Origin of the sequence: Martelella mediterranea DSM 17316 (assembly GCF_002043005.1) — a bacterium.
Classification (GTDB): Bacteria; Pseudomonadota; Alphaproteobacteria; order Rhizobiales; family Rhizobiaceae; genus Martelella; species Martelella mediterranea.
In genome coordinates this window covers 421,960-442,560 of sequence record NZ_CP020330.1, presented here as the reverse complement: position 1 = coordinate 442,560, position 20,601 = coordinate 421,960, and the positions used below count along the sequence as shown (strand labels likewise).

Below are 20,601 nucleotides of genomic sequence, written 5' to 3'. Positions count from 1 at the left end.
CTTAACGGCGAAGTTTCCTGCGAGGCGAGCGTTTTTTTGTGAGACCAGCGTGCACAAAAAGCGTACGCTCACACTCCATACGCAACAACCTACTGAAAAACATCAGCTTATGCTTCATTCGACACTTCTGGCACAGATTGACGAGGTTGCGCGTCGCGGTTCCATCCGCGCGGCGGCCGATGTCCTCAATGTTTCCGCCTCCTCGATCAACCGTCGGATCATCCAGCTCGAGGAGGAAATGGGAACGCCGCTGTTCATCCGCCATTCCGGAGGCATGAAGGTGACGGCCGCCGGTGAGGTGGTCGTCGCCCATATTCGCCAGACGCTGCGCGACAGCGAGCGAATGAAGAAACGCCTTGGCGAGCTTGCCGGCGCGGACGGCCCACGGGTCCGCATCTCGGCGATGCATGGCCTCGCCGCCGGCATCATTCCGCTGATCCTTCGCGTGTTCCGTTCCGAGAATCCGGGCATCGCGATAACCGTGCGTAGTCAGACCGAGGCCGGCGTCGAAAGCGATCTCGTCAATGGCGAATGCGATCTGGGGCTGGCCTATGCCTGGGCGAACGGAACGGGCATCACCGCCAACCTGGCATTTCCGACCCGGCTTGGCGTGGTGGTGAGCAGGGAACATCCGCTCGCAAGCCGGCCGCATCTGCGGCTTGCCGAAATCGCGAAATGGCCGATCGTCCTGCCGGATGAGTCCGTCACCATCAACCATCTCGTCACCGAGGCTTTTGCCGTGGCCGGTTTTCCATTGCGCACGACGGTGCTCTCGAACTCGATCGAGCTTCTGAAATCGATCGCGCGCACCGGCGAGGCGATCACTTTCCTCAGCCGCATCGATGTCGAGGAAGACCTGAAGGAGGGCTATCTCGTCTATGTTCCGATCCATGGCCGCGACATTGCAAGCCACGAACTGAGGCTCGGTCGCCGCAAGGACAGCACGCTCGACACAGCAGTGACGCGTGCCGAAGAATGTATCCGCAAGGTGATTTCCAAGATCGAAACGCCGCTCGCGGATTCCTACACGGGCAAGACGGCCGAATGATACTCGATGGCAGTCATGAAGTACAAGGGCACGGGCCGCAGATGAACGCCCGATGCTCTAGCCCGAGACCCGCTCGATCAGGGTGCACTCGACCTTGAGCTGATCATGCGCGCTGGTCAGTCCGCCCATCATGTCCTCGAGCAATTCGACGGCCATCGCGCCCATTTCGAACATCGGGAGATGGTAGGTCGTCAGCGGCGGCATGGTGAACTGGGCGATATCGCGATTGTCGAAGCCGACGACGGCGACATCACCGGGGATGGATTTTCCGAGCTCCTTGAGCGCCTCAAGGCAACCGATCGCCATCAGGTCGTTGGCGCAGAAAATGCCGTCGGGCGGGTCGGGAAGCTTCATCAGTTCGTGGGTCTTCTCATAGCCGGAGGACGGCTCCCAATTGCCGTAGTGCACGAGCTTGGGGTCATAGGCGAGGTCGTTGCTGGCAAGCGCCTGCTTGTAGCCGCGCAGCCGGTCGCGCGGGTTGTCGAGCCCCTCCTGGCCGTTGATCAGCGCGATGCGCTTGCGCCCGCCGGCAATCAGCCGCTCCGTCGCGGCGCGTCCGCCAGCCACGTCGCCGGGCACGATCGAGGGCAGGCGGCGCTGCTGGTCGTAGCAATTGACCAGCACGGAAGGGGCATCGAGAAGCGCCTGGGGCGGGTCGACCTTGCGAGTCAGGATCGTGCCGAAGATATAGCCCACCAGCGTTTGGCTTTCGCAGATGGACAATACCCCATCATCCGGATCCTCGCCCTTGCGGAACACGCCAAGCGTGACGATGATCCCGCTCTCCAGCGCCTTTTCCCGCGCGCCCTCGAAGGCGAGCGCCATCCAGGGGTCGGTGGTGAGCTCATCGACGAGGAAGACGATGACCTTGGCGGCAGCGTGGCCGGCGGTTGCCGACCTGTTGGACAGGCGATAGCCGAGCGCCTCGGCGGCATCGAACACCCTTTTGCGCGTCGCTTCGCTGAAGCGGGCGCCGGAACTGCCGTTGAGAATGAGGGAGACGGTGGCCTGGGAGACGCCGGCGCGGGCGGCGACATCCATCATTGTCGGTTTCAATGCATTCTCCAAGACGATCGGCGCGGTCACCGCTTGCAGGCCTCACGATCTGAAATGCCTGATTCGGTCGAAGGCCACCGCAATAATTATGAATGTACCTATGAACATTCCTTGCCAGAATGTCGAGATGCCGAGGAGGATCAGCGAGTTGCGAATGACCTCGATCAGCAGCGCGCCCACGACCGCGCCGATTGCCGTGCCCTCGCCGCCGGCAAGATTGGCGCCGCCGATCACCGCGGCGGCGATCACGGTCAGTTCCAGCGCCTGGCCGAGATTGGTGGTCACGCTACCGAGCCATCCGGCCATCAGGATACCCGCCACGCCCGCGGTGAAGGCGGAGAACATGTAGATGCTGACCTTGAGCCGCTTGACCGGAATGCCGGTCAGGCGCACGGCGCTCTCATTGCTGCCGATCGCATAGACATGCTGGCCCCAACGCGTCCATTTGAGCGCAAGCGACATGACGACCGTCAGCAATGCGAGCGCGTAGAGCGGGTGCGGAATGCCAAGCGTCGACCCGCCGCCGATCCATAGCAGGAGATCATGGTCGGGCCCGAATTCCCAGATCATCTTGTTGTCGGAAAGCACCATGGCGAGAGAGCGCGCGGCGGAAAGCGTGCCGAGCGTGATCACGAAGGGCGGCATCCCGCCATAGGCGATCAGCACGCCGTTCACGAGCCCCACCAGAAGTGCTGCGCCGATCGCCATCGGGGCGGCCAGCCAGAACGACATGCCGCCGGCCATCAGCACGCTGATCACCATCGCGCTCAAAACCACGCTCGAGCCGACCGACAGATCGATCCCGCCCGAGGCGATCACCACCGTCATGCCGATCGCGATGATGCCGACAAAGGCGAAGTTGCGGGCGACGTTGAACAGGTTTCTTTCGCTGGCGAAGGTATCGGTCATGAGGCTCAGCGCCAGGCAGGCCGCGATCGCGGCGACGAACACCCAGAAAAGCTGCTGGGTGGCGAGCTTCGATACCCAGTTGCGGTGCTGACTTCTTGATATCACATGGTCCATGGTGGTCATCGGTCCGCCTTTCTATGCCGCGTCGATTGCGCCGGTGATGAGACCGGTGACTTCTTCGGGAGAAGAGCCTGAAGCAGGCTTGCTGGCGACGAGTTCGCCGCGCCGCAAAACGGCGATCCTGTCGGCGACGCCGAAGACATCCGGCATCCGGTGGCTGATCAGGATGACGCTGATGCCCTGATCCCTGAGGCGCAGGATCAGGTCCAGCACCTCCTTGACCTGCCGGACCGAGATCGCCGCCGTCGGCTCGTCCATCATCACGATCTTCGGCTTCGACAGCAGCGTGCGCGCGATGGCGACCGCCTGACGCTGCCCGCCCGACATTTTTCGCACGAGATCGCGCGGATGGGTTTCGGACTTGAGCTGCCGGAAGAGGTCTGCCGCGGTCTCGTTCATCTGGCGATAGTTCAGATATCTGACGAGCCCGACCCGGCGCATGGCCTCGCGACCTAGAAAGACATTCGAGGCGGCCGACAGATTGTCGCAAAGCGCCAGGTCCTGATAGACGACCTCGATGCCTTCCTCCTGCGCATCGCGCGGCCGGTGGAAGGTCACGGGCTTGTCGTCGATGCGGATCTCGCCCGCCGAGGGCGGGAAATTGCCGGCGATGATCTTCACCAGCGTGCTCTTGCCCGCGCCGTTATCGCCCATCAGGCCCAGCACCTCGCCCGGCGCCACGGAAAGCGACACTGATGACAGGGCCTGAATGGCCCCGAAGTTTTTCGATATTCCCGACAAAACAAGTCTCGACACAGGTCCCCTCCTTCTTGTCCAGCGCCGACCCGGAAAAGCCGAGCGCTTGTCCGGCCGCCTCCTTCAGCGCCATTACTAAATCAATAATAACTTGACTTAATATTATTAGTAAATAATTATCACGACCGACACAAGGAAATATCGAGGGGGTTGCGGATGAAGCTGCTGGTGACCGGTGCGGCCGGGAAAGTGGGACAGGCGTTCTTGCCCGCCTTTCTGGCCGAGCGGCGTTTTTCGGATTTCGAGGTGGTCGCGCTTTGCAACAACCGCGCCATCGAAACCGACGATCGCCGGGTCACCGTGATCCGCGGCTCGATGGCCGACGAACAGGTGGTCGCGCGGGCGCTGGACGGCGTCAGCCATGTTGTTCATCTGGCCGCGGTGAAGGAATCGCCCGATCTCGCAATCGATGTCGCGTTGAAGGGGCTTTACCTGCTGCTCGACCGGTTCCGCCGGTCTGATGCAGGCCGCCAGTTCCTGCTGCTCAGCGGCGATTGCGTCGTCGGCCATATCTTTCAGGGCTACGCCGCGCCGATCACCGAAGCCGCGCCGCGCCGCGCCTATCCGGGCGTCTATGCGCTGACCAAGGTGATGGAAGAGGTGATGCTGGAACAGTTCGGCATCCAGTATGACCTCGGCTACACGATCCTGCGGGCGCCGTGGATCATGGAAAAGGACGATTTCAGATATGCCTTCGCCCTTGACGACACCCAGTTCGGCGGGCCGCCCTGGGAAACGCTGGTCGAGGCGGATGATCTTGCGAAAATGCGCAACAGCGACGTCTTTCCCGCCATGCGCGACTCCGAAGGCGGGTTTCTGAAGCGCAACTTCATTCATGTCGAGGATCTGGTGCGCGCGATCCTGCTTTCGATCGACAACCCTGCCGCCCATGGCGAGCTCTTCAATATCGCGATGGACGAACCGGTCGATTACGGCGCGGTCGCCGCGCTGATGGAGACCAACGGCAGGGACCGGGCCGAGATAGCGACGCCGTTTCACAGCAACTGGCTGGACAATGCCAAGGCCCGCAAGGTGCTGGGCTGGAAGCCGTCGGTCGGCCTCGAGGAACTCGTTGAACGTGCATGGAACTACAGGCGCGGCGAAAACGACCCGCGCATTGTCTGGTATCCCGGCTGAGGAAGGAGCCTTTGCCGGCGATTGCAAAGAGGAGGAGAAATGCAATGAAAATCAAGTATCTGGCTATAACCGCCCTGTCGGCGGCGATGCTTCTTGCCGGTCAGGCGGGGGCTCAGGACAAGAAGACGCTGGCGATCGTGGTCAAGGGGCTCGACAACCCGTTCTTCGAGCAGATCAATCTCGGCTGCAAGAAGTGGCTTTCGGAAAACAAGGACAGCGAATACGAGTGCCTCTACACCGGGCCCGCCTCGTCCTCCGACGAAGCCGGCGAGGTGCAGATCGTCGATGATCTCTTGACCCGCGGCGTTGCGGCGATCGCGATTTCGCCATCAAACGCGCCGGCCATGGCAAACCGCATTCGCGAGATCGCGCCGGACGTTCCGGTCATGACCATCGACGCCGATTTCCTTGAGCAGGATCGCGATCTGCGCAAGACCTATCTCGGCACGGACAACTACCTGATGGGCGCCAAGATGGCGGAAGAGGCCAAAAAGCTCCGCGCTGACGGCGGCACGGTCTGCCTCCAGCTCGGCAATGTCGCCGCCGACAATATCAATGCCCGCGCCCAGGGCTTCCGCGACACGATCGCGGGCGAGAAGAATGTCGACCGGCTCACCGGGCAGAACGGCTGGACGGAGATCGAGGGTTGCCCGGTCTTCACAAATGACCAGGCCGATCTCGCCAACCAGCAGATGTCGGACGTGTTCACCGCCAATCCGGATCTCGACGCCTTCATCCTGATCGGCGGCTGGGCGCAGTTCGCCCCGCAGGCCTATACCCAGGTGACGGATCAGGTGATGGACAGGCTGAAATCCAAGGACCTGATCATCATCGCCGGCGACACTTTGCCGCCGCAGACCAAGGCCTTCCGCGAGGGCCGCAGCCATGTGCAGGTCGGCCAGCGTCCCTTCGAGATGGGCTATCGCGCGCCCGACGTCATGATCCAGCTGATCAATGGCGAAAAGGTCGACGATCCGCTGTTCACCGGGCTCGACGTCTGCACCGCGGACGAACCCGGCTTCTGCGAGAACAACTGAGACCCCGGCGGGCGGCTTGCTCTTCACGCGGTCGCCCGTCCGCACCGTCGCATGCCACGGCGTCGGGCAAGGCCCGTTGCGGCGTTGCCGTGCGCGATTTTCAACCTGGTAAGAGCGATCCTGGAGGAGAGGGTCGCGGGAGGACATCATGAACAAGACATCCATACTCCTGGCTGCAGCGGGCTTCGCTGTAACCACAACAACCGCAATGGCCGACGACAAACCGCAACTGGCGTTTGTCGTCAATGCCGCATCGGACTTCTGGAAACTGGCCGAGGCCGGTGTCAACGCGGCGCAGGCCGAGCTTCCGGGCTACGAGCTGCAGTTCCGCTATCCGGCGCAGGGCACCGCCGCCCTGCAGAACGCGCTGATGGACGATCTGGTCGCCGCCGGCACGGATGCCATCATGATCTCGTCGGCCGATCCGAAGAACTCGATCGACGCCTTCAACCGGATCGCCGCGCAGGTGCCGCTGTTCACCACCGACAGCGACGCGCCGCAGTCCGACCGGATCGCCTATCTCGGCTCGTCGAACACCGCAGCCGGCGTGCAAGCCGGTGAAATCGCGGTCGGCGCGATGCCGGATGGCGGCAAGTGCATGGGCTTTGTCGGCTTTCTCGGCGCGGACAATGCCAAGGAACGCATCGCGGGCTTCCGCCAGGCGGTCGAAGGCAAGGGCATAGAACTGGTGGATGTACGCGGCGACGATGTCGATTTCGCCCGCGCCCGCTCCAATGTCGATGACGTGCTGGCCGCAAGCCCGGATATCAACTGCATGGTGGGTTTTTATTCCTATAATCCGCCCAAGATCTACGAGGCTTTGCAGGCGGCGGGCAAGTTGGGCGACATCACCGTCGTCGCCTTCGACGAGGACCCGATCACGCTTGGCGCCGTTCGCGAAGGCTCGTTTGCGGGCACCGTCGTGCAGGACCCCTACCAATGGGGCTATCAGGGCATGAAGCTGATGGCGTCCTATCTGGAGGGCGACCGATCGGAAATCCCGGCGGACGGGCTGATCATCGTGCCGACCAAGATCATCGACCAGGACAATGTCGATGCCTTCGAGGCCGAGCTCAAGAAGCGCATCAACGGCTAGCACGGGAAATGCGGCGTCCCTCCTGTCGCCACAGGCATTTCCCGCCCGTGCGGACATCGTCGTCCGCACGGGTCAATCGGACGCAGTTGAGGAAGCGATGGCACGGATCGGCACTCCCATTTCCCTGACGTTGAGCGGCATCACCAAGGTCTATTCCAGCGCCATTGCCCTCAACGACGTTTCGCTGGAGATCGCCGGCGGCGAGGTGGTCGGCCTGATCGGCGAGAACGGCGCCGGCAAGTCCACGCTGATGAAGGTGCTCGGCGGCGCGATCCGGCCGGACAACGGCGCAATCGTCATTGACGGCCTCCGCATGGAAAGCCTGACGCCCGCCCGCGCGCTTTCGCATGGCATAGCCTTAGTGCATCAGGAGCTGAACCCGTTCTCAAATCTCGATGTGACCGGCAACGTGATGCTGGGTCGGGAAATGCGCAAGGGCCTGTTCGGCTTCATCGACCGCGCGGCGATGGAAGATCGCGTCCGACCGTTGCTCGCCCTGCTCGGCACGCGCTTCGGCCCGTCGGATCCGGTCGCGGAGCTTTCGCTTGCCGAACAGCAATTGCTGGAAATCGCGCGGGCGCTTTCGACCAATGTGCGCCTGCTGATCCTGGACGAGCCGACATCGAGCCTGACCGTTTCGGAGACGCAGCGCCTGCTGGACGTCATCCGGCTTCTGCGCGACCAGGGCGTTGCCGTCCTGTTCATTACCCATCGTCTTGGCGAGATAGAGCAGGTCGCCAACCGGGTCGTCGGTCTGCGCGATGGCAGGAATGCCGGCGACCTCGTCGGCGCCGATATTCGCAAGGATGCCATGTTGCACTTGATGATTGGCCGTCCGGTCTCGGAATTCTACGAACAGCCCGACGACAGGCGCGGGCCCATCGTGCTGGAGGCGCGGGGCCTGCGCACCGCCGCCTATCCGCATGAAAGCATCGATCTTGCGTTGCGCGGCGGGGAAATCCTCGGGCTTGCGGGGCTTGTGGGCGCGGGGCGCACGGAGCTTGCCCGCGCCATCTTCGGCATCGATCCGATCGAAGCGGGGACGGTGACCGTCGAGCGAGAGCCGGTCACGCCCGGCTCGGTGCCGGACGCGATCAGGGCCGGTATCTGTCTCGTGCCGGAGGACCGCAAGTCGGAAGGCCTGTTTCTCGACTTTACGATCGCCGGGAATATCGCGATGCCGAACCTTGCCGCATTGTCGCGACGCGGTTTTGTCGACCGGCGGGCCGAGCTCGCTCTGGCGGTCGACGCGCGCGAAAACCTGGCGATCAAGGCCCGCCGGCTCGACCGGCCCGTAGCAGAACTCTCGGGCGGCAACCAGCAAAAGATCGTGCTGGCGAAATGGCTGGCCACACGGCCGAAGGTCATCATCCTGGATGAGCCCACGCGGGGGATCGATGTCGGCGCCAAGGCGGAGGTCTACCGCCTGATGCGCGAACTGGCCGCAGACGGCGCGGCGCTGCTGATGATCTCCTCGGACATGGAGGAGGTGATCGGCGTCTCGAGCCGCGTCGCCGTGATGAACCACGGCCGGATCGCCGGAATCCTGGAACATGAGGCGCTGTCGGAGGAAAACATCCTGCGCCTTGCCGTCGGATAGGGGGCATGACAATGCATAGAAAAGATATCGGGCTCGCGGTTCTGGTGATCTGCGTCGGAGCGATCGTGGCGCTGGTCAACCCGCGCTTCCTGTCGCCGATCAACCTTGCGAACACGGCCAACCTGATCGGTCTTTTCGGCCTGTTTTCCATCGCCGAAGCCTTCGTCATCGTGACCGGCGGGATCGAGCTTTCGGTCGGCTCGGTGATCGCGCTTCTTGGGGTGATCTTCATCGATCTGATCGCGACCCATGGCGTGGCATGGCCGGTTGCCCTCGCGATTGTTCTGGTGCTCGCCGTTTTCATAGGCCTGCTGCATGGCCTGCTGGTGACCAGGCTGAAGCTCCAGCCCTTCGTGGTGACCCTTTGCGGGCTGCTGATCTATCGCGGCATTGCCCGTTTCTACACCCGCGACGGCACCGCCGGCTTCACCTTCGGAACCGATTTTCCGGCGCTCGAATATCTCGTCGCCGGGCGCAGCTTCGGCATCCCGCACTCCGTGATCGCCTTCGCCCTCGTCGCCGTCGTCTCGTGGTTTGTCCTGCATCGCACCGTATTCGGCCGTCATCTCTTCGCCGTCGGCAAGAACGAGGAGGCGGCGCGCTATTCCGGGATCAATACGCGCCGGGTGATCGTCTCGGCCTATGTGCTGTGCATGCTGCTGACCGGTCTGTCCGCGGTGTTCTTTGCGATGTACACACGCTCGGTGCAGCCGGCATCGCACGGTAATTTCTACGAGCTTTACGGGATTGCCGCCGCCGTGCTTGGCGGGTTTTCGCTGCGCGGCGGGGAGGGGTCGATCATCGGCGTGGTGCTTGGCGTCATCCTGCTTCAGGTGCTGCAGAACCTCGTCAACCTTCTCGGCATTCCCTCATCCCTGAATTTCGCGGTCATGGGCAGCGTCATTCTGGCAGGCGTGATCGCCGACACGCAATTTTCCGCCTATCGCGAAAGACGCCGGCATCAGGCGGCGATGTCTTTGCTTGATAAAGCCGCAACGGCGCCTGGAGACTAGCGACCGGATGGTCAGGCTCTGTCCGAGAGCCGCAAACACCGCTCAGAACCGGCTCGCGACTGCGGCTGCGTCTCTTGCCAGTTCCTCGATCCGCTGCTCCACAAGAGGGGGCCGGCCGAGACTTGGCGTCGCTACGCGATCTCCGAATATGACTACGCGACACGCGAGGCACGAAAGATCATCGGCAATCCGCAGGAAGATGCGCGGCTGATCATGATCCGGGACCAGCGCTGGAAATATGTCCATGCCGAAGGCTTCCGGCCGATGCTGTTCGACCTTGAGGCGGACCCGCTGGAACTGAACGACCTGGGCGCGAGCGACCAGGAGGAGCACGTCTTGCAGCGGGCGATCATGGCGCAGGCCCTGTTCGCCTGGTCACGGCAGCACCACAACCGCATCACCCTGTCGCCCGATCGGATCGAGGCAATGACGGGCAGGGAACCGCCCGGCATTCTGATCGGCTTCTGGGACGAACAGGAATTCGAGGCCGAATTCGGAAAGCCGTTCGCGGACCGTCCATAAGGCTTTCTGGATCACCGCCGTCAGGACCTTCTCGGCTATGCGATGCGGTTCGAGGAAGCTCGGGAAATGGCAGCCGGCGCGAAGCTTCGGTATGCGCGGCTCAAGGGTGCGCCGCCGATTCGATGGCGGGCCCAGTTGTTTGATCCTTCAGCGGAACCGGCTCGGTTTGTTCAAACCGGTTCCTGCGATATCCTCTGGTTATCCTTTCTGCCGCAGTCTATCCTCGATCCGCAAAGAGGAGGAGCGGTAATGCACGACATCTGGCGGTTTCAGCATTTTCTCGGCGTGGTCGATGCCGGCAGCTTTCATGGCGCCGCGCGGGCGATGAATATCAGCCAGCCCGCCCTGACGAAATCGATCCGGCTTCTGGAGGAGGCGTTCGGGACCGAGTTGTTCCTGCGCCTGCCGCGCGGCGTCCGGCTGACGGAAGCAGGTGAGATGATGCATATCCGCGCCCGCGAGGTCGAAGCCGCCTGGAACGCGGCCATTGTCGAGGTTGGCGCGCAGTCGAATGGGCTCGGCGGAACGATGCGCATCGGCGGCGGGCCCGTCTACTCGTCCGTTCACTTTCCCAACATGCTCGCCGACCTCCGCCGGCGTTTCTCGCATCTGAAGGTGCAGGTCTCCACCGGCGTGGGCAGCGAATTGCTGCCGATGCTGAAATCGGGCGACATCCGCGTTTATGCTGGTGGCATTCCGCGCACGGAGGGCGGCACCCTCAATCTCGGAGCCGCGTTCAGGACCATCGAACTCTACCAGCAGCAGAACGCGATCTTCGCTTCCAGCCAGCATCCGCTGTTTCAAAAGGATCGCGTCGAGCCGGCCGATACGCTGGATTATCCATGGCTGTGCCTTTTCAGCGGCCAGCAGGCGAACATCCAGATCCGCGACTATTTCGAGGCCCGCGGCCTGCCCGAGCCCCGCGTTGCGCTGGAATCCCATTCCTTGCAGATCGCCTTCAAGATGATCGCGGAGCACCAATTCATCGGCTGCATGCCGGTGCCTCTCAGCGCGACCTCGGAAGGGCGCGACCTGAAAGAAGTTGCGCTTGACGGCTTTCGCTGGAGCATCCCGACCGGGATCACGTTTCACCGGAGTTTCGCGGATTTCGCGCCGATCACCCAGATGATCCGTTCCCTGAAGGCGGTGACGGAGCCGCTGCGGGAACGAGAGGAATTACCAGCTCCCCGCATACGTTCCTGACGCTATCAAGACGAAGCCTCATTGCCGGAATGTTCTCGCTCCCACCGATGGAGACGGCGCCGCCGCGCGAATAGCGATATCTCAGGGTTATCGCTATTCGCTCCGAAGGTATTTTTCAAAAATTGGCAAATGTCTAGTATCCGGGCAGGGAGATCATTCATGAAGCTTGTATTCGTCCTGTTCGACACGCTGAACCGGTTGGCTTTGGGCGCCTATGGCGGTCGCGAGGTTGCGACGCCGAATTTCGATCGCTTCGCCAGGCGGGCGATGACCTTCGACAACCATTATGTCGGCAGTCTCCCCTGCATGCCGGCCCGCCGCGACATGCACACCGGCAGGCTCAATTTCATGCACCGCTCCTGGGGACCGCTCGAGCCCTTCGACAATTCGCTGCCGGCGATTTTGAACAAAGCGAATGTCTACACCCATTTGATCACCGACCATTTCCACTATTTCGAGGATGGCGGCGCGACCTATCACAACCGCTACCGGACCTGGGATCTGGTTCGCGGTCAGGAATTCGACCCGTGGAAAGCGATGGTTGATCCGCCGCTTGAGCGCTTCGCCCAAGACTATTCCGATCTTCATTACAACAAGCCGGGCGAACGAAACCGGCTGCAGCACCAGATCAACCGGTCTTTCATCCGCGACGAGGACGAATTCCCGGGCCCGCAATGCATTACCAAGGGGCTCGAATTCCTCGAGTGCAACCGCGACGCCGACAACTGGATGCTGCAGATCGAATGCTTCGATCCGCACGAGCCGTTTCACGTTCCCGAGAAATACCGCAAGGCGCTGCCGACCGATTACGACGGCCCAATCCTGGATTGGCCGCGCTACGGGCCGTGCACCAACACGTCTGAAGAGATCGCCGAGATCAGGGCGAACTATAACGCCCTCGTCGCCATGTGCGACCATCATTTCGGCCGGCTGCTCGATTATTTCGATGCGCACGATCTCTGGAAGGACACCTGTCTCGTTCTGTCGACGGATCACGGTTTCCTGCTGTCCGAGCATGAATGGTGGGGCAAGAACATTCCGCCCTATTTCGAGGAACTGTCACATATCCCGCTGATCATGCATCATCCGGCGCATGCCGATCGCGCCGGAACCCGCATCGACGCCCTGACCCAGACGCCGGACCTGATGCCGACAATGCTCGATATTTTCGGCCTTGAAGCGCCGCCGGAGACGCGCGGCCAGCCGATCCTCGATCGGCTGGACGGGGATGACGGGGAGCGGGTCATCGCCTTCGGCATGCATGGCGGCCCGGTCGGCGTGACCGATGGGCATCATACCTATTTCCGCTATCCGCCGGATCGCGATGGCCCGGCGCCCGCGGAATACACGCTGATGCCGACCCATCTGAAATCGCTGTTCTCGGTGGAGGAACTCGCGGACGCGACGCTGCATCCGCCGCTTGATTTCACCAAGGGCGCGCCCGTGCTACGCGTTCCGGGCCTTGTTCCGGCAAAGCGCGGGCCCGGCCTTTACAGCGATCCCTTCGGGCGGTTCGGAACATCTCTTTATGACCTGACCAACGATCCGGGTCAGTCGACGCCTGTCGTTGATCCGGCGGTTGTGGCGCGTCTCGAGGATGGCTTGAGGGGCATCCTGAAGGAGCACGACACCACCGATGACTTCTACGCGTGGCTGGGGCTCACCGCGCCGGCGCGTTCGTTCGCAGATAAAACGGGAGGAGAATGACAATGCATACAGTTCAACGCATACGCAAACGCATGATGGTGCTTTCAGCGACGGCCGCGATGACGCTCGCAATGGTGGCAGCCGCGCAGGCGCAGGACGGAACGACGCTGCGGGTGCTCATCAACCAGTCGCCCTGGCTCGACGGTTTCATCGCCATGGTGGATGCCTACGAAGAGGAGACCGGCACGCGCTTCGACCTCGACGTGACGCCATTCGGCGGCATGATGGAAAAGACCCGCAACTCGTTGCGCGCGGCCGAGGGCGATTATGACATCGTCAATCTGAACGCGGCCGGCATGGCCGAGATTTACGATGGCGGCTTCCTGAAGCCGCTCAAGGAGATCGATCCGGACTTCAGCCTGCCCGAAAGCGTGCTGACCTTCGGTAGCTCGACCTACTGGAATACCGAAACCCACAGCTTCGACCCGGATGGGACGCTGCTGTCCGTCCCGACCAACGGCAACGTCCAGATTTTCTACTATCGCAAGGATCTCTATGAAAAGGCCGGTCTCGAGGTGCCCGCGACCTGGGACGATCTGCTTGCCAATGCCAAGGCCCTGAACGATCCGCCGAACATCTATGGCTTCGTGCCGCGCGCCTCGCGCGATTCGATCCTCTACAATTTCACGCCCTATTTGTTCAGCTACGGGGCGAGTTTCTTCGCCGACCCGGCCAAGGGCGACTTCACGCCGACCATTGCAAGCCAGGAGGGTCTTGCGGCGCTGGAGCAATACATCAAGCTTGGGAAGGAAGCAGGGCCGCCCAATCCGGGCGCGATCGCGCAGGCCGAACTGATCCAGCTTATGTCGACCGGCAAGGCGGCGCAGGCGATCGCGGTGGTTGCCGCCTATTCCTCGCTCACCGATCCGAACAGCTCGATCGTGGCTGACAAGATCGGAACCGCCCTCATACCGGCAGGACCCGGCGGCATGCACGCGTCGGCCGCCGGCCAATGGGTCGGCGGGATTGCGGGCAATGTTCCGGAAAACCAGCAAAAGGCCGCTCTGGATTTCTTCAAGTGGTTCCTCGAAAAGGAGAACCAGGCCAATTACGTGCTTGACGGCGGCGTTCCGGTACGAGGCGACCTCGGCGACACGAAGCAGGCGAGCGAGCCAGCCTTTGCCTTCATTCCGGCCTTCTCGGAAAATGCGGCGAATGCGCGGATGAACATGCCTCTGGTCCAGGGCACGCAGATCAGTGATGCGATCTCCGTCCATCTCAACCGTGCGGTCATTGGCGAGATCACGGCGACCGAAGCGCTCAATGCTTCGGCCGACGACATGTACAAGATCCTGACAGGCGCCGGTTACGACGTCAAAGAACCCAACCACCTGTAAATGCGCTGGATCCGGCCCTTGCATCTTCGCAAGGGCCGGGCCTTCGGGATATCGCCATGCAGAAACGCAAGTCTGAAGTCGGCCGAACCGGAAAGGCCAACCGCATCTGGATCGTATCCTCGCTCGTGCCTGCGGTGATCCTGCTGGTCGTGCTCACGGTCTATCCGGTATTCAACCTCGCGGGCCTCAGCCTGTCGAACGTCGAATGGAGCGGCGGTCAGCCGGAGATCAGTTTCATCGGCCTGAAGAATTTCCGCGAACTCTTCGCCGGCGAGCCGGTCTACTGGGCCGGGGTGAAGAACACGATCATCTTCGCGGTCGCCGCGGTCACGATACAGATGATCGCAGGGTTTTTCATGGCGCTGGCCGTGCGGCGGTCTTCGGGCTTCGGCCGGGGCCTGCTGACGGCGATTTTCCTGCTGCCCATCGTCATCCCGCCGATCGTGATCGGCGCCATGTGGCGGCTGATGCTCGGCCGCGACTTCGGTATCGTGAACGGACTTCTCGGCTTGTTCGGGCTGGGGCCGGTCGATTTCCTCGGCGACCAGCGGTTCGCGCTTGCCTCGGTCATCGGGGTCGATGTCTGGCACTGGACGCCCTTCGTCTTCCTGCTGTTGCTGACCGGGCTTGAAACCCTCGATGACGAGATCCTCGAGGCCGCGCGGCTCGACGTGAAATCGAAGTGGCAGGAGCTGATCCACATCATCATACCCATGATGATGCCGACCATCCTGATCACGCTCGGCCTCAGGCTGGTGCTGTCATTCAAGGTTTTCGACGAGATTTTCCTGCTGACGGGCGGCGGTCCCGGCACCTCGACCGAGGTCATCAATTTCTCGATCTACCGGACATTCTTCGGTCAGGACCGGGTCGGCATGGGATCGGCTATGTCGCTGCTGACCCTTCTGGCCGTCGCGATCCTGACGGTCGTGGTCAACCTCGTCATTCGCAGCCGCCGCATGCGCAGGAGCAAGCCATGAGAACACAATCCAGAAGGGTTACCGGCGGCGATATGGTCGCCTGGGGCTACGCGCTGCTGATCGTGGGGCCGCTGGTCTGGATCCTGTCGAACTCGTTCAAGCGACCGATCGACATTCTGATGGGCAAGATGGTCGCGCCGGTGACCGATGCCAACTACGTTTCGATCCTGTTCTCGCGGCAGTCGGATTTCTTGGCCAACCTGCTCAACAGCGCGATCGTCGCCGTTTCGGCCACGGCGCTGGCGCTTCTGATCGCCACGGTCGCCGCGTTCACGATCGTCCGGCTGAACCCGCCGCGCTGGGTTTCGTTCCTGGTGCTCGGCTGGGCGCTGGTTTTTCACATGCTGCCGACGCTGACATTCGTGGGCTCGTGGTATGTGATGTTCTCGCAGGCGAACCTGCATGGCACCTATCTGGCGCTGATCCTCACCCATACGGTGCATATCCTGCCGCAGACCATGTTCCTGATGACGGGCTTCATGCTGGCGATCCCGCGTGAACTCGTCGAGGCCGCCCGGCTTGATGGCTGCAGCTATGGCCAGGTCTTCCGGCGCATCATCCTGCCGCTTTCCTTGGGCGGCATGGCGGCTGCGGGCGCGCTCGCCTTCATCCAGTCCTGGAGCGATTTCGCGATTTCGCTCAACCTCTCCGACCAGCATACGATGACGGCGCCTGTCGCCATCGCCACCTTCGCCCAGGAGCACCAGATCCGGTATGGCGAAATGGCTGCGGCTTCGGTCATTTCCATGTTGCCGGCTCTCGTTCTCATCATGTTCGGTCAACGTTTCGTTGTGCGCGGCCTTCTGGCCGGCGCGGTCAAATAGGTGAATCATGGCACACGTCGAACTTCAGAACGTCCGCAAGAGCTACGGCAACGTCACCGTCATTCCAAACCTTGATCTCACCATTTCGTCCGGCGAATTCGTCTGCCTCGTCGGTCCTTCGGGCAGCGGGAAATCGACGCTGCTCAGGATGATCGCCGGCCTGGAGGACATCACCGGCGGCACCATCAGCGTCGATGGCGAGGATATCACCAATACGGACCCCTCCGACCGCGACATGGCGATGGTGTTCCAGACCTACGCGCTCTATCCGCACATGACGGTGGAGCAGAACATGTCCTTCGCGCTGAGAATGCGCGGCGAGGACCGGGCGCTGATCGATCGCCGTGTCGCGGAAGCCGTGAGCATGCTCGGTCTGGAAGGTCTGCAAAAGCGCAAGCCCGCGCAGCTTTCCGGCGGCCAGCGCCAGCGCGTCGCGATGGGGCGCTGCATCGTGCGCAATCCCAAGCTCTTCCTTTTCGACGAGCCGCTGTCGAACCTCGATGCCAAGCTGCGCGCCCAGACGCGGCTCGAAATCCGCCGCCTGCATGGCAAGCTCGGCGCGACATCGATTTTCGTCACCCACGACCAGGTCGAGGCGATGACGATGGCCGATCGCATCGCATTGCTGAGCGAGGGCAGGATCCAGCAGGTGGGCTCGCCGAAAGAGCTCTATCTCAATCCCGCAAACCGCTTCGTCGCCGGCTTCCTCGGCACGCCGGAAATGAACATTTTCCGCGGCACGCTTTCCGTGGAAGACGGGACGGTGAATTTCGACGGACCTGAAGCGATGACGCTGGCGGTCTCGCCTGAACGCCTCGCCCTGCTGAAGGAACGGGTCGGTACCGGGCAGAGCGTCGATCTGGGCATCCGCCCCGAGCATTTCTCCGTCCTCCCCGCGGGCGATGACACCGGCGCGAGCATCGTCGTCGATGCGATCGAGTGGCTGGGCCACGAGATCTTCGTGTTTGGCCGGCTTGGCGAAACCGAGATCGCGGTGCGTGCGGCGGAAGGCGACGCCGGCGGCCAGCACCTGCCGAAGGAGGGCGATACCATCACGATACAGCCCTCTCAGGATAGCTGGCATCTCTTCGATGCCGATGACGGGCGCAATCTGCTGAACTGAGGCCGAGGATGAAGCTTTACGGCAAGAACTGGAAGCGCGACGAACTCGCCGCCTTTGTCCCCGACATCGCCAAGGTGGCTGGCATCAGGCAGCTTGCGGAGACGGATGGTCCGGCAAGCGGCGCCCGCCTGATCCAGATCGACAGCGGCGCGGGCCTCAGGGTCGAACTGCTGCCGGACCGGTGCTGCGATATCGGTCAGGTCTGGTGCAATGACGTGCCGTTCGGCTGGGCGGGGCCGATCGGCATGAGCGGAACGGCCTCTGTCGGCGACAACACCACGCTCTCCGGCTTGATGTCGACCTGCGGTTTCGACCACATTCGCCAGCCCGACACGGATGAGGGCCGCGCCTATCCCCTGCATGGCAGGATGGCGCGCATGCCGGCGCGGATCGTCTCCTGCGCCTCCCTCTGGGACGGCGATGACTGCACTTTCCGGGTGGTGGCGGAGGCGACCCAGTTCGTTCTCGGGCTCGCGACCGTCAGGCTCGACCGCGAGATCGACGTTCCCCTCGGCGGCCGGTCCCTGACGCTCACCGACCGCGTGACGGTGGTAGCGGGGTCGCTGCCGCTGATGGCGATGTACCATATCAATTTCGGCTTTCCGCTCGCGGGCCCCGGTTCGCGCCTGACGCTTGCCGGCAAGAATGTCCCCGACGCGCTGTCGCCCGATGGCGTCCGCACCCGGCCGTCCGGTGCCGGACCGGTGCAGGTCGTTCTTTCAGGCGGCGGCGAGGCGCCGCCGCGCTTCGCTCTCGACTATGACGGCGACGCGCTTCCCTGCCTCCAGACGCTGCGCAACGCGACCGACGGCACCAATCTGTTCTGCATCGAGCCAGCAACCCACGAAAAGCAGCCGCGCGCAGCACTCCGCGAGGCCGGGCTTCTCGAACCATCCGGACGCGGCGCCACGCGGGTCTTCAGGCTCCATATGACATTCGATCCCGGCGGGCATCCGGTGGGCCGCGTCTGAAAACGCCTCGATCCGAAAAGATGGGTGGCTCTCAGCGCTTCTGGAGCAGTTCCAGCAGATGGCGGAATGCGGGGTGGCTTTCGACCTCGCGCGGATACATCGCGCCGGCATGCAGCACCCAGTCCTCCGACGTGAAATCCAGCGGAACCAGCCCGCGCCGCGCCGCTTCCTCCGCGATATCGTCGGCGATCACGCCGACGAACTCGGAATTCGCCATCACATTGAGCTGCGCCATCAGCGAGGAAGTCTCGACGAGTTGGATCGGCTTTTTCAGGTCCACGTCTCGAAACTGACGCTCCAGCATTGCCATCATTCGCGTATCCGTCGTGTAGCCGATCCAGACGCAGGCCGAGAGGTCTTTGAGCGTGAGGTTCATCTTGCCTGCCAGGGGATGGTTCGCATTCGCCCATAGCCGCCGCCCGGTCGACCAGAGCATGCGGCACGCATAGCCGGGGGGCGGGATGATGCCCTGAAGATCGCAGACCGCGATGTCGATTTCGTGGTTCTCGAGCTGCGGTATCAGCGTGTCGGTGATGCCCGTGGTGAGCTTCACCCGCACGGAGGGCTGCGCCTTGACATAGTCGCCGATCACATCCGACAGGCGGTGCCAGGCCCAGACGAAGCCGGCGCCGATTCTGATCTGCGGGCCGGTGTCGGACAGGAATTCCACGAGCTCCAGCTGGGCATAGCGGGATTGCTGATCGAAGGATTCGTAAAGCGTGTAGAGCTTTTCAGCGGCCGGGGTCGCAACCATGCCCTGGGGCGTCCGCTCGAACAATTTGGCGCCGACGGATGCCTCGATCTGGCGGATGCTCTTGGTCAGCGCCGGCTGGGTCACGCCGGCGACCTGGCTCGCCTTGCGCAGGTTGCCCTGGCGGTAAACCGCGGCGAAATGCTGATACTGGCGGGAAAGCAGAAAACGCATGGTGCGGCAAAGACTCCGGTTGGCAGCGGTTTCGGCTAGCATGGCGAACCCACCTCATCAATAAAAGTAAACGATGATTTCCGAATTGGAATTAGAAAATTGATATCGCCTTGATTAACGTCATCTTCCTAAGCTCGACCGGCGCAGCGCGACGGGGTCTGCGCTCGCCGGTTCGTTACCAAGGGAGGAATTTGAATGTCTTTGCTCAAGAAGAGCCTGCTCGTTGTTTCCGCCATCGCCTTGATGAGCGGCTCGGCCCTGGCCGATTTTCCGGACCGCAAGGTGCAGGTGGTCTACCCCTGGGCGGCGGGGACGCCGACCTATGGCGTCAGTCAGCTGATCGCCGAGGCCATGTCCAAGCAGCTCGGCCAGGCCATGCCGGTGGTTGCCAAGCCGGGCGCGAACGGGGTTCTCGCCATGAAGTCGTTTCTCGACGAACCGGCTGACGGCTACACGATCATGGACGGTTATGTCGCGCCGCTCGTCATCTCTCCGATCTTCGGCAAGGCTGACTGGACCTGCGCCGATTTCACCCCGCTCTATGCGGCCACGGCCAACGGGTTCGCGATCGCCATGCGGCCCGACGAGACCCGCTGGTCGGATTTCCCGTCATTCATCGAATATCTGAAGGCCAATCCGGCAAAGACCGCCTATAACGGCTCGGGCACCTCGCTTCCGCACCTAATCGCCGCCAGCGTCATGCAGAAGATGGACACCGTCTCGCGCGCCGTACCCTATGACGATCTGGCGCTCGGCGTGAAGGATCTGCGCAACGGCATTCTCGACTGGATCATCATCAACCCGGGCGTCTACGAGGCCAACAAGGATCAGCTCAAGGTGCTGATGACGCTCTCCGACACCGAGGATGCGAGCGAGACCTATGGCGGCGCGCCGCGGCCCTCCGACTTTGGTCTCGATATCGGCGTCACCGGTCTGGCGCCGGCGGGCTGGGACTGGTGGCTGGTGCGCTCCGACACGCCCGCCGACCGGGTGGAGGTATTGCGCAACGCCATGAAGTCGGCCATGGCCGACCCCGAGGTTCTGAAGAGCATCAAGGCGGTGGGTTTCCAGCCGCTCGGCTACGCGCCGGATGAATATCTTCAGACCTGCGACAGCGTCCGCTCCCAGCTCGAGAGCGGCGTCAAGGCGGTCGAGTGGGAAACCAAGGCCATCCGTGCCGCCAACTGATCGAACGCCCGCCGGGCCCGGTCACGGCCCGGCGGGATTTCATTGGAGA

At 62.6% G+C, this 20,601-nt stretch carries 19 protein-coding genes; 15 read left to right on the top strand and 4 right to left on the bottom strand.

Translation table 11 applies throughout. The features are described 5' to 3' along the window. Window positions 1–109 precede the first annotated feature (109 nt). On the top strand, window positions 110–1,048 hold the full coding sequence (locus Mame_RS02030; protein ID WP_018064596.1) for a LysR family transcriptional regulator: 939 nt from the start codon (window positions 110–112) through the stop codon (window positions 1,046–1,048). Between the two features lie 57 nt (window positions 1,049–1,105). Here Mame_RS02030 and Mame_RS02025 read toward each other — a convergent pair whose 3' ends face one another. The 3 genes from Mame_RS02025 to Mame_RS02015 are packed head-to-tail and all read right to left on the bottom strand — an operon-like array spanning window position 1,106 to window position 3,889. Next, entirely contained in the window at window positions 1,106–2,104 is a 999-nt protein-coding gene (locus Mame_RS02025) for a LacI family DNA-binding transcriptional regulator (RefSeq protein ID WP_155122002.1), read from the bottom strand. A gap of 42 nt (window positions 2,105–2,146) precedes the next feature. Then, window positions 2,147–3,136: an ABC transporter permease gene (locus Mame_RS02020; RefSeq protein WP_018064598.1), complete on the bottom strand. Its 990-nt coding sequence runs from the start codon at window positions 3,134–3,136 to the stop codon at window positions 2,147–2,149. A gap of 12 nt (window positions 3,137–3,148) precedes the next feature. Beyond that, complete coding sequence (locus Mame_RS02015; RefSeq protein WP_026173436.1) at window positions 3,149–3,889, bottom strand: ATP-binding cassette domain-containing protein; 741 nt, start codon at window positions 3,887–3,889, stop codon at window positions 3,149–3,151. A 156-nt stretch (window positions 3,890–4,045) separates the two neighbouring features. On the opposite strand from Mame_RS02015, the gene Mame_RS02010 reads away from it, so the two are divergent. The 13 genes from Mame_RS02010 (at window position 4,046) to Mame_RS01950 (ending at window position 18,439) form a co-directional block, all read left to right on the top strand. Further along, entirely contained in the window at window positions 4,046–5,026 is a 981-nt protein-coding gene (locus tag Mame_RS02010; protein ID WP_018064600.1) for an NAD-dependent epimerase/dehydratase family protein, read from the top strand. Window positions 5,027–5,070: 44 nt separating this feature from the next. After that, window positions 5,071–6,063 (top strand): sugar-binding protein, encoded by a 993-nt coding sequence (locus Mame_RS02005; RefSeq protein ID WP_018064601.1) that lies wholly within the window; start codon window positions 5,071–5,073, stop codon window positions 6,061–6,063. 148 nt (window positions 6,064–6,211) lie between these two features. Further along, window positions 6,212–7,159: a sugar-binding protein gene (locus tag Mame_RS02000; protein WP_018064602.1), complete on the top strand. Its 948-nt coding sequence runs from the start codon at window positions 6,212–6,214 to the stop codon at window positions 7,157–7,159. A gap of 97 nt (window positions 7,160–7,256) precedes the next feature. Beyond that, window positions 7,257–8,759, top strand: coding sequence for a sugar ABC transporter ATP-binding protein (locus Mame_RS01995; RefSeq protein WP_018064603.1), 1,503 nt, complete (start codon window positions 7,257–7,259; stop codon window positions 8,757–8,759). Window positions 8,760–8,770: 11 nt separating this feature from the next. Continuing rightward, window positions 8,771–9,772 carry an ABC transporter permease gene (locus Mame_RS01990; RefSeq protein ID WP_033410071.1) on the top strand — a complete coding sequence of 334 codons (1,002 nt, stop codon included), beginning with the start codon at window positions 8,771–8,773 and terminating at the stop codon, window positions 9,770–9,772. Between the two features lie 213 nt (window positions 9,773–9,985). Continuing rightward, window positions 9,986–10,294: a hypothetical protein gene (locus Mame_RS26490; RefSeq protein WP_018064605.1), complete on the top strand. Its 309-nt coding sequence runs from the start codon at window positions 9,986–9,988 to the stop codon at window positions 10,292–10,294. Between the two features lie 249 nt (window positions 10,295–10,543). After that, window positions 10,544–11,497: a LysR family transcriptional regulator gene (locus tag Mame_RS01980; RefSeq protein ID WP_018064606.1), complete on the top strand. Its 954-nt coding sequence runs from the start codon at window positions 10,544–10,546 to the stop codon at window positions 11,495–11,497. A gap of 159 nt (window positions 11,498–11,656) precedes the next feature. Continuing rightward, window positions 11,657–13,204: a sulfatase gene (locus tag Mame_RS01975; RefSeq protein WP_018064607.1), complete on the top strand. Its 1,548-nt coding sequence runs from the start codon at window positions 11,657–11,659 to the stop codon at window positions 13,202–13,204. 2 nt (window positions 13,205–13,206) lie between these two features. Beyond that, window positions 13,207–14,541: an ABC transporter substrate-binding protein gene (locus Mame_RS01970; RefSeq protein ID WP_235726810.1), complete on the top strand. Its 1,335-nt coding sequence runs from the start codon at window positions 13,207–13,209 to the stop codon at window positions 14,539–14,541. Between the two features lie 56 nt (window positions 14,542–14,597). Beyond that, window positions 14,598–15,521 (top strand): carbohydrate ABC transporter permease, encoded by a 924-nt coding sequence (locus tag Mame_RS01965; RefSeq protein ID WP_018064609.1) that lies wholly within the window; start codon window positions 14,598–14,600, stop codon window positions 15,519–15,521. After that, window positions 15,518–16,345: a carbohydrate ABC transporter permease gene (locus Mame_RS01960; RefSeq protein WP_155122001.1), complete on the top strand. Its 828-nt coding sequence runs from the start codon at window positions 15,518–15,520 to the stop codon at window positions 16,343–16,345. The genes Mame_RS01965 and Mame_RS01960 overlap by 4 nt, the downstream gene beginning before the upstream one ends. A gap of 7 nt (window positions 16,346–16,352) precedes the next feature. Then, window positions 16,353–17,468, top strand: coding sequence for an ABC transporter ATP-binding protein (locus tag Mame_RS01955; RefSeq protein WP_018064611.1), 1,116 nt, complete (start codon window positions 16,353–16,355; stop codon window positions 17,466–17,468). A gap of 8 nt (window positions 17,469–17,476) precedes the next feature. Beyond that, window positions 17,477–18,439 (top strand): DUF4432 family protein, encoded by a 963-nt coding sequence (locus tag Mame_RS01950; RefSeq protein WP_018064612.1) that lies wholly within the window; start codon window positions 17,477–17,479, stop codon window positions 18,437–18,439. A 31-nt stretch (window positions 18,440–18,470) separates the two neighbouring features. Here Mame_RS01950 and Mame_RS01945 read toward each other — a convergent pair whose 3' ends face one another. Beyond that, a complete protein-coding gene (locus tag Mame_RS01945; protein ID WP_018064613.1) occupies window positions 18,471–19,406 on the bottom strand; it encodes a LysR family transcriptional regulator in 936 nt (311 codons plus the stop codon). A gap of 153 nt (window positions 19,407–19,559) precedes the next feature. Here Mame_RS01945 and Mame_RS01940 point away from each other — a divergent pair, with 153 nt between their 5' ends. Beyond that, window positions 19,560–20,552: a Bug family tripartite tricarboxylate transporter substrate binding protein gene (locus tag Mame_RS01940; RefSeq protein WP_018064614.1), complete on the top strand. Its 993-nt coding sequence runs from the start codon at window positions 19,560–19,562 to the stop codon at window positions 20,550–20,552. Window positions 20,553–20,601 lie beyond the last annotated feature (49 nt).

Bases quoted from the DNA above. Each gene is read 5' to 3' on its own strand.
- Mame_RS02030 (WP_018064596.1), top strand. From the start codon at position 110: ATGCTTCATTCGACACTTCTGGCACAGATTGACGAGGTTGCGCGTCGC.
- Mame_RS02020 (WP_018064598.1), bottom strand. From the start codon at position 3,136: ATGACCACCATGGACCATGTGATATCAAGAAGTCAGCACCGCAACTGG.
- Mame_RS02010 (WP_018064600.1), top strand. From the start codon at position 4,046: ATGAAGCTGCTGGTGACCGGTGCGGCCGGGAAAGTGGGACAGGCGTTC.
- Mame_RS02005 (WP_018064601.1), top strand. From the start codon at position 5,071: ATGAAAATCAAGTATCTGGCTATAACCGCCCTGTCGGCGGCGATGCTT.
- Mame_RS02000 (WP_018064602.1), top strand. From the start codon at position 6,212: ATGAACAAGACATCCATACTCCTGGCTGCAGCGGGCTTCGCTGTAACC.
- Mame_RS01995 (WP_018064603.1), top strand. From the start codon at position 7,257: ATGGCACGGATCGGCACTCCCATTTCCCTGACGTTGAGCGGCATCACC.
- Mame_RS01990 (WP_033410071.1), top strand. From the start codon at position 8,771: ATGCATAGAAAAGATATCGGGCTCGCGGTTCTGGTGATCTGCGTCGGA.
- Mame_RS26490 (WP_018064605.1), top strand. From the start codon at position 9,986: ATGATCCGGGACCAGCGCTGGAAATATGTCCATGCCGAAGGCTTCCGG.
- Mame_RS01980 (WP_018064606.1), top strand. From the start codon at position 10,544: ATGCACGACATCTGGCGGTTTCAGCATTTTCTCGGCGTGGTCGATGCC.
- Mame_RS01975 (WP_018064607.1), top strand. From the start codon at position 11,657: ATGAAGCTTGTATTCGTCCTGTTCGACACGCTGAACCGGTTGGCTTTG.
- Mame_RS01970 (WP_235726810.1), top strand. From the start codon at position 13,207: ATGCATACAGTTCAACGCATACGCAAACGCATGATGGTGCTTTCAGCG.
- Mame_RS01965 (WP_018064609.1), top strand. From the start codon at position 14,598: ATGCAGAAACGCAAGTCTGAAGTCGGCCGAACCGGAAAGGCCAACCGC.
- Mame_RS01960 (WP_155122001.1), top strand. From the start codon at position 15,518: ATGAGAACACAATCCAGAAGGGTTACCGGCGGCGATATGGTCGCCTGG.
- Mame_RS01955 (WP_018064611.1), top strand. From the start codon at position 16,353: ATGGCACACGTCGAACTTCAGAACGTCCGCAAGAGCTACGGCAACGTC.
- Mame_RS01950 (WP_018064612.1), top strand. From the start codon at position 17,477: ATGAAGCTTTACGGCAAGAACTGGAAGCGCGACGAACTCGCCGCCTTT.
- Mame_RS01945 (WP_018064613.1), bottom strand. From the start codon at position 19,406: ATGCTAGCCGAAACCGCTGCCAACCGGAGTCTTTGCCGCACCATGCGT.
- Mame_RS01940 (WP_018064614.1), top strand. From the start codon at position 19,560: ATGTCTTTGCTCAAGAAGAGCCTGCTCGTTGTTTCCGCCATCGCCTTG.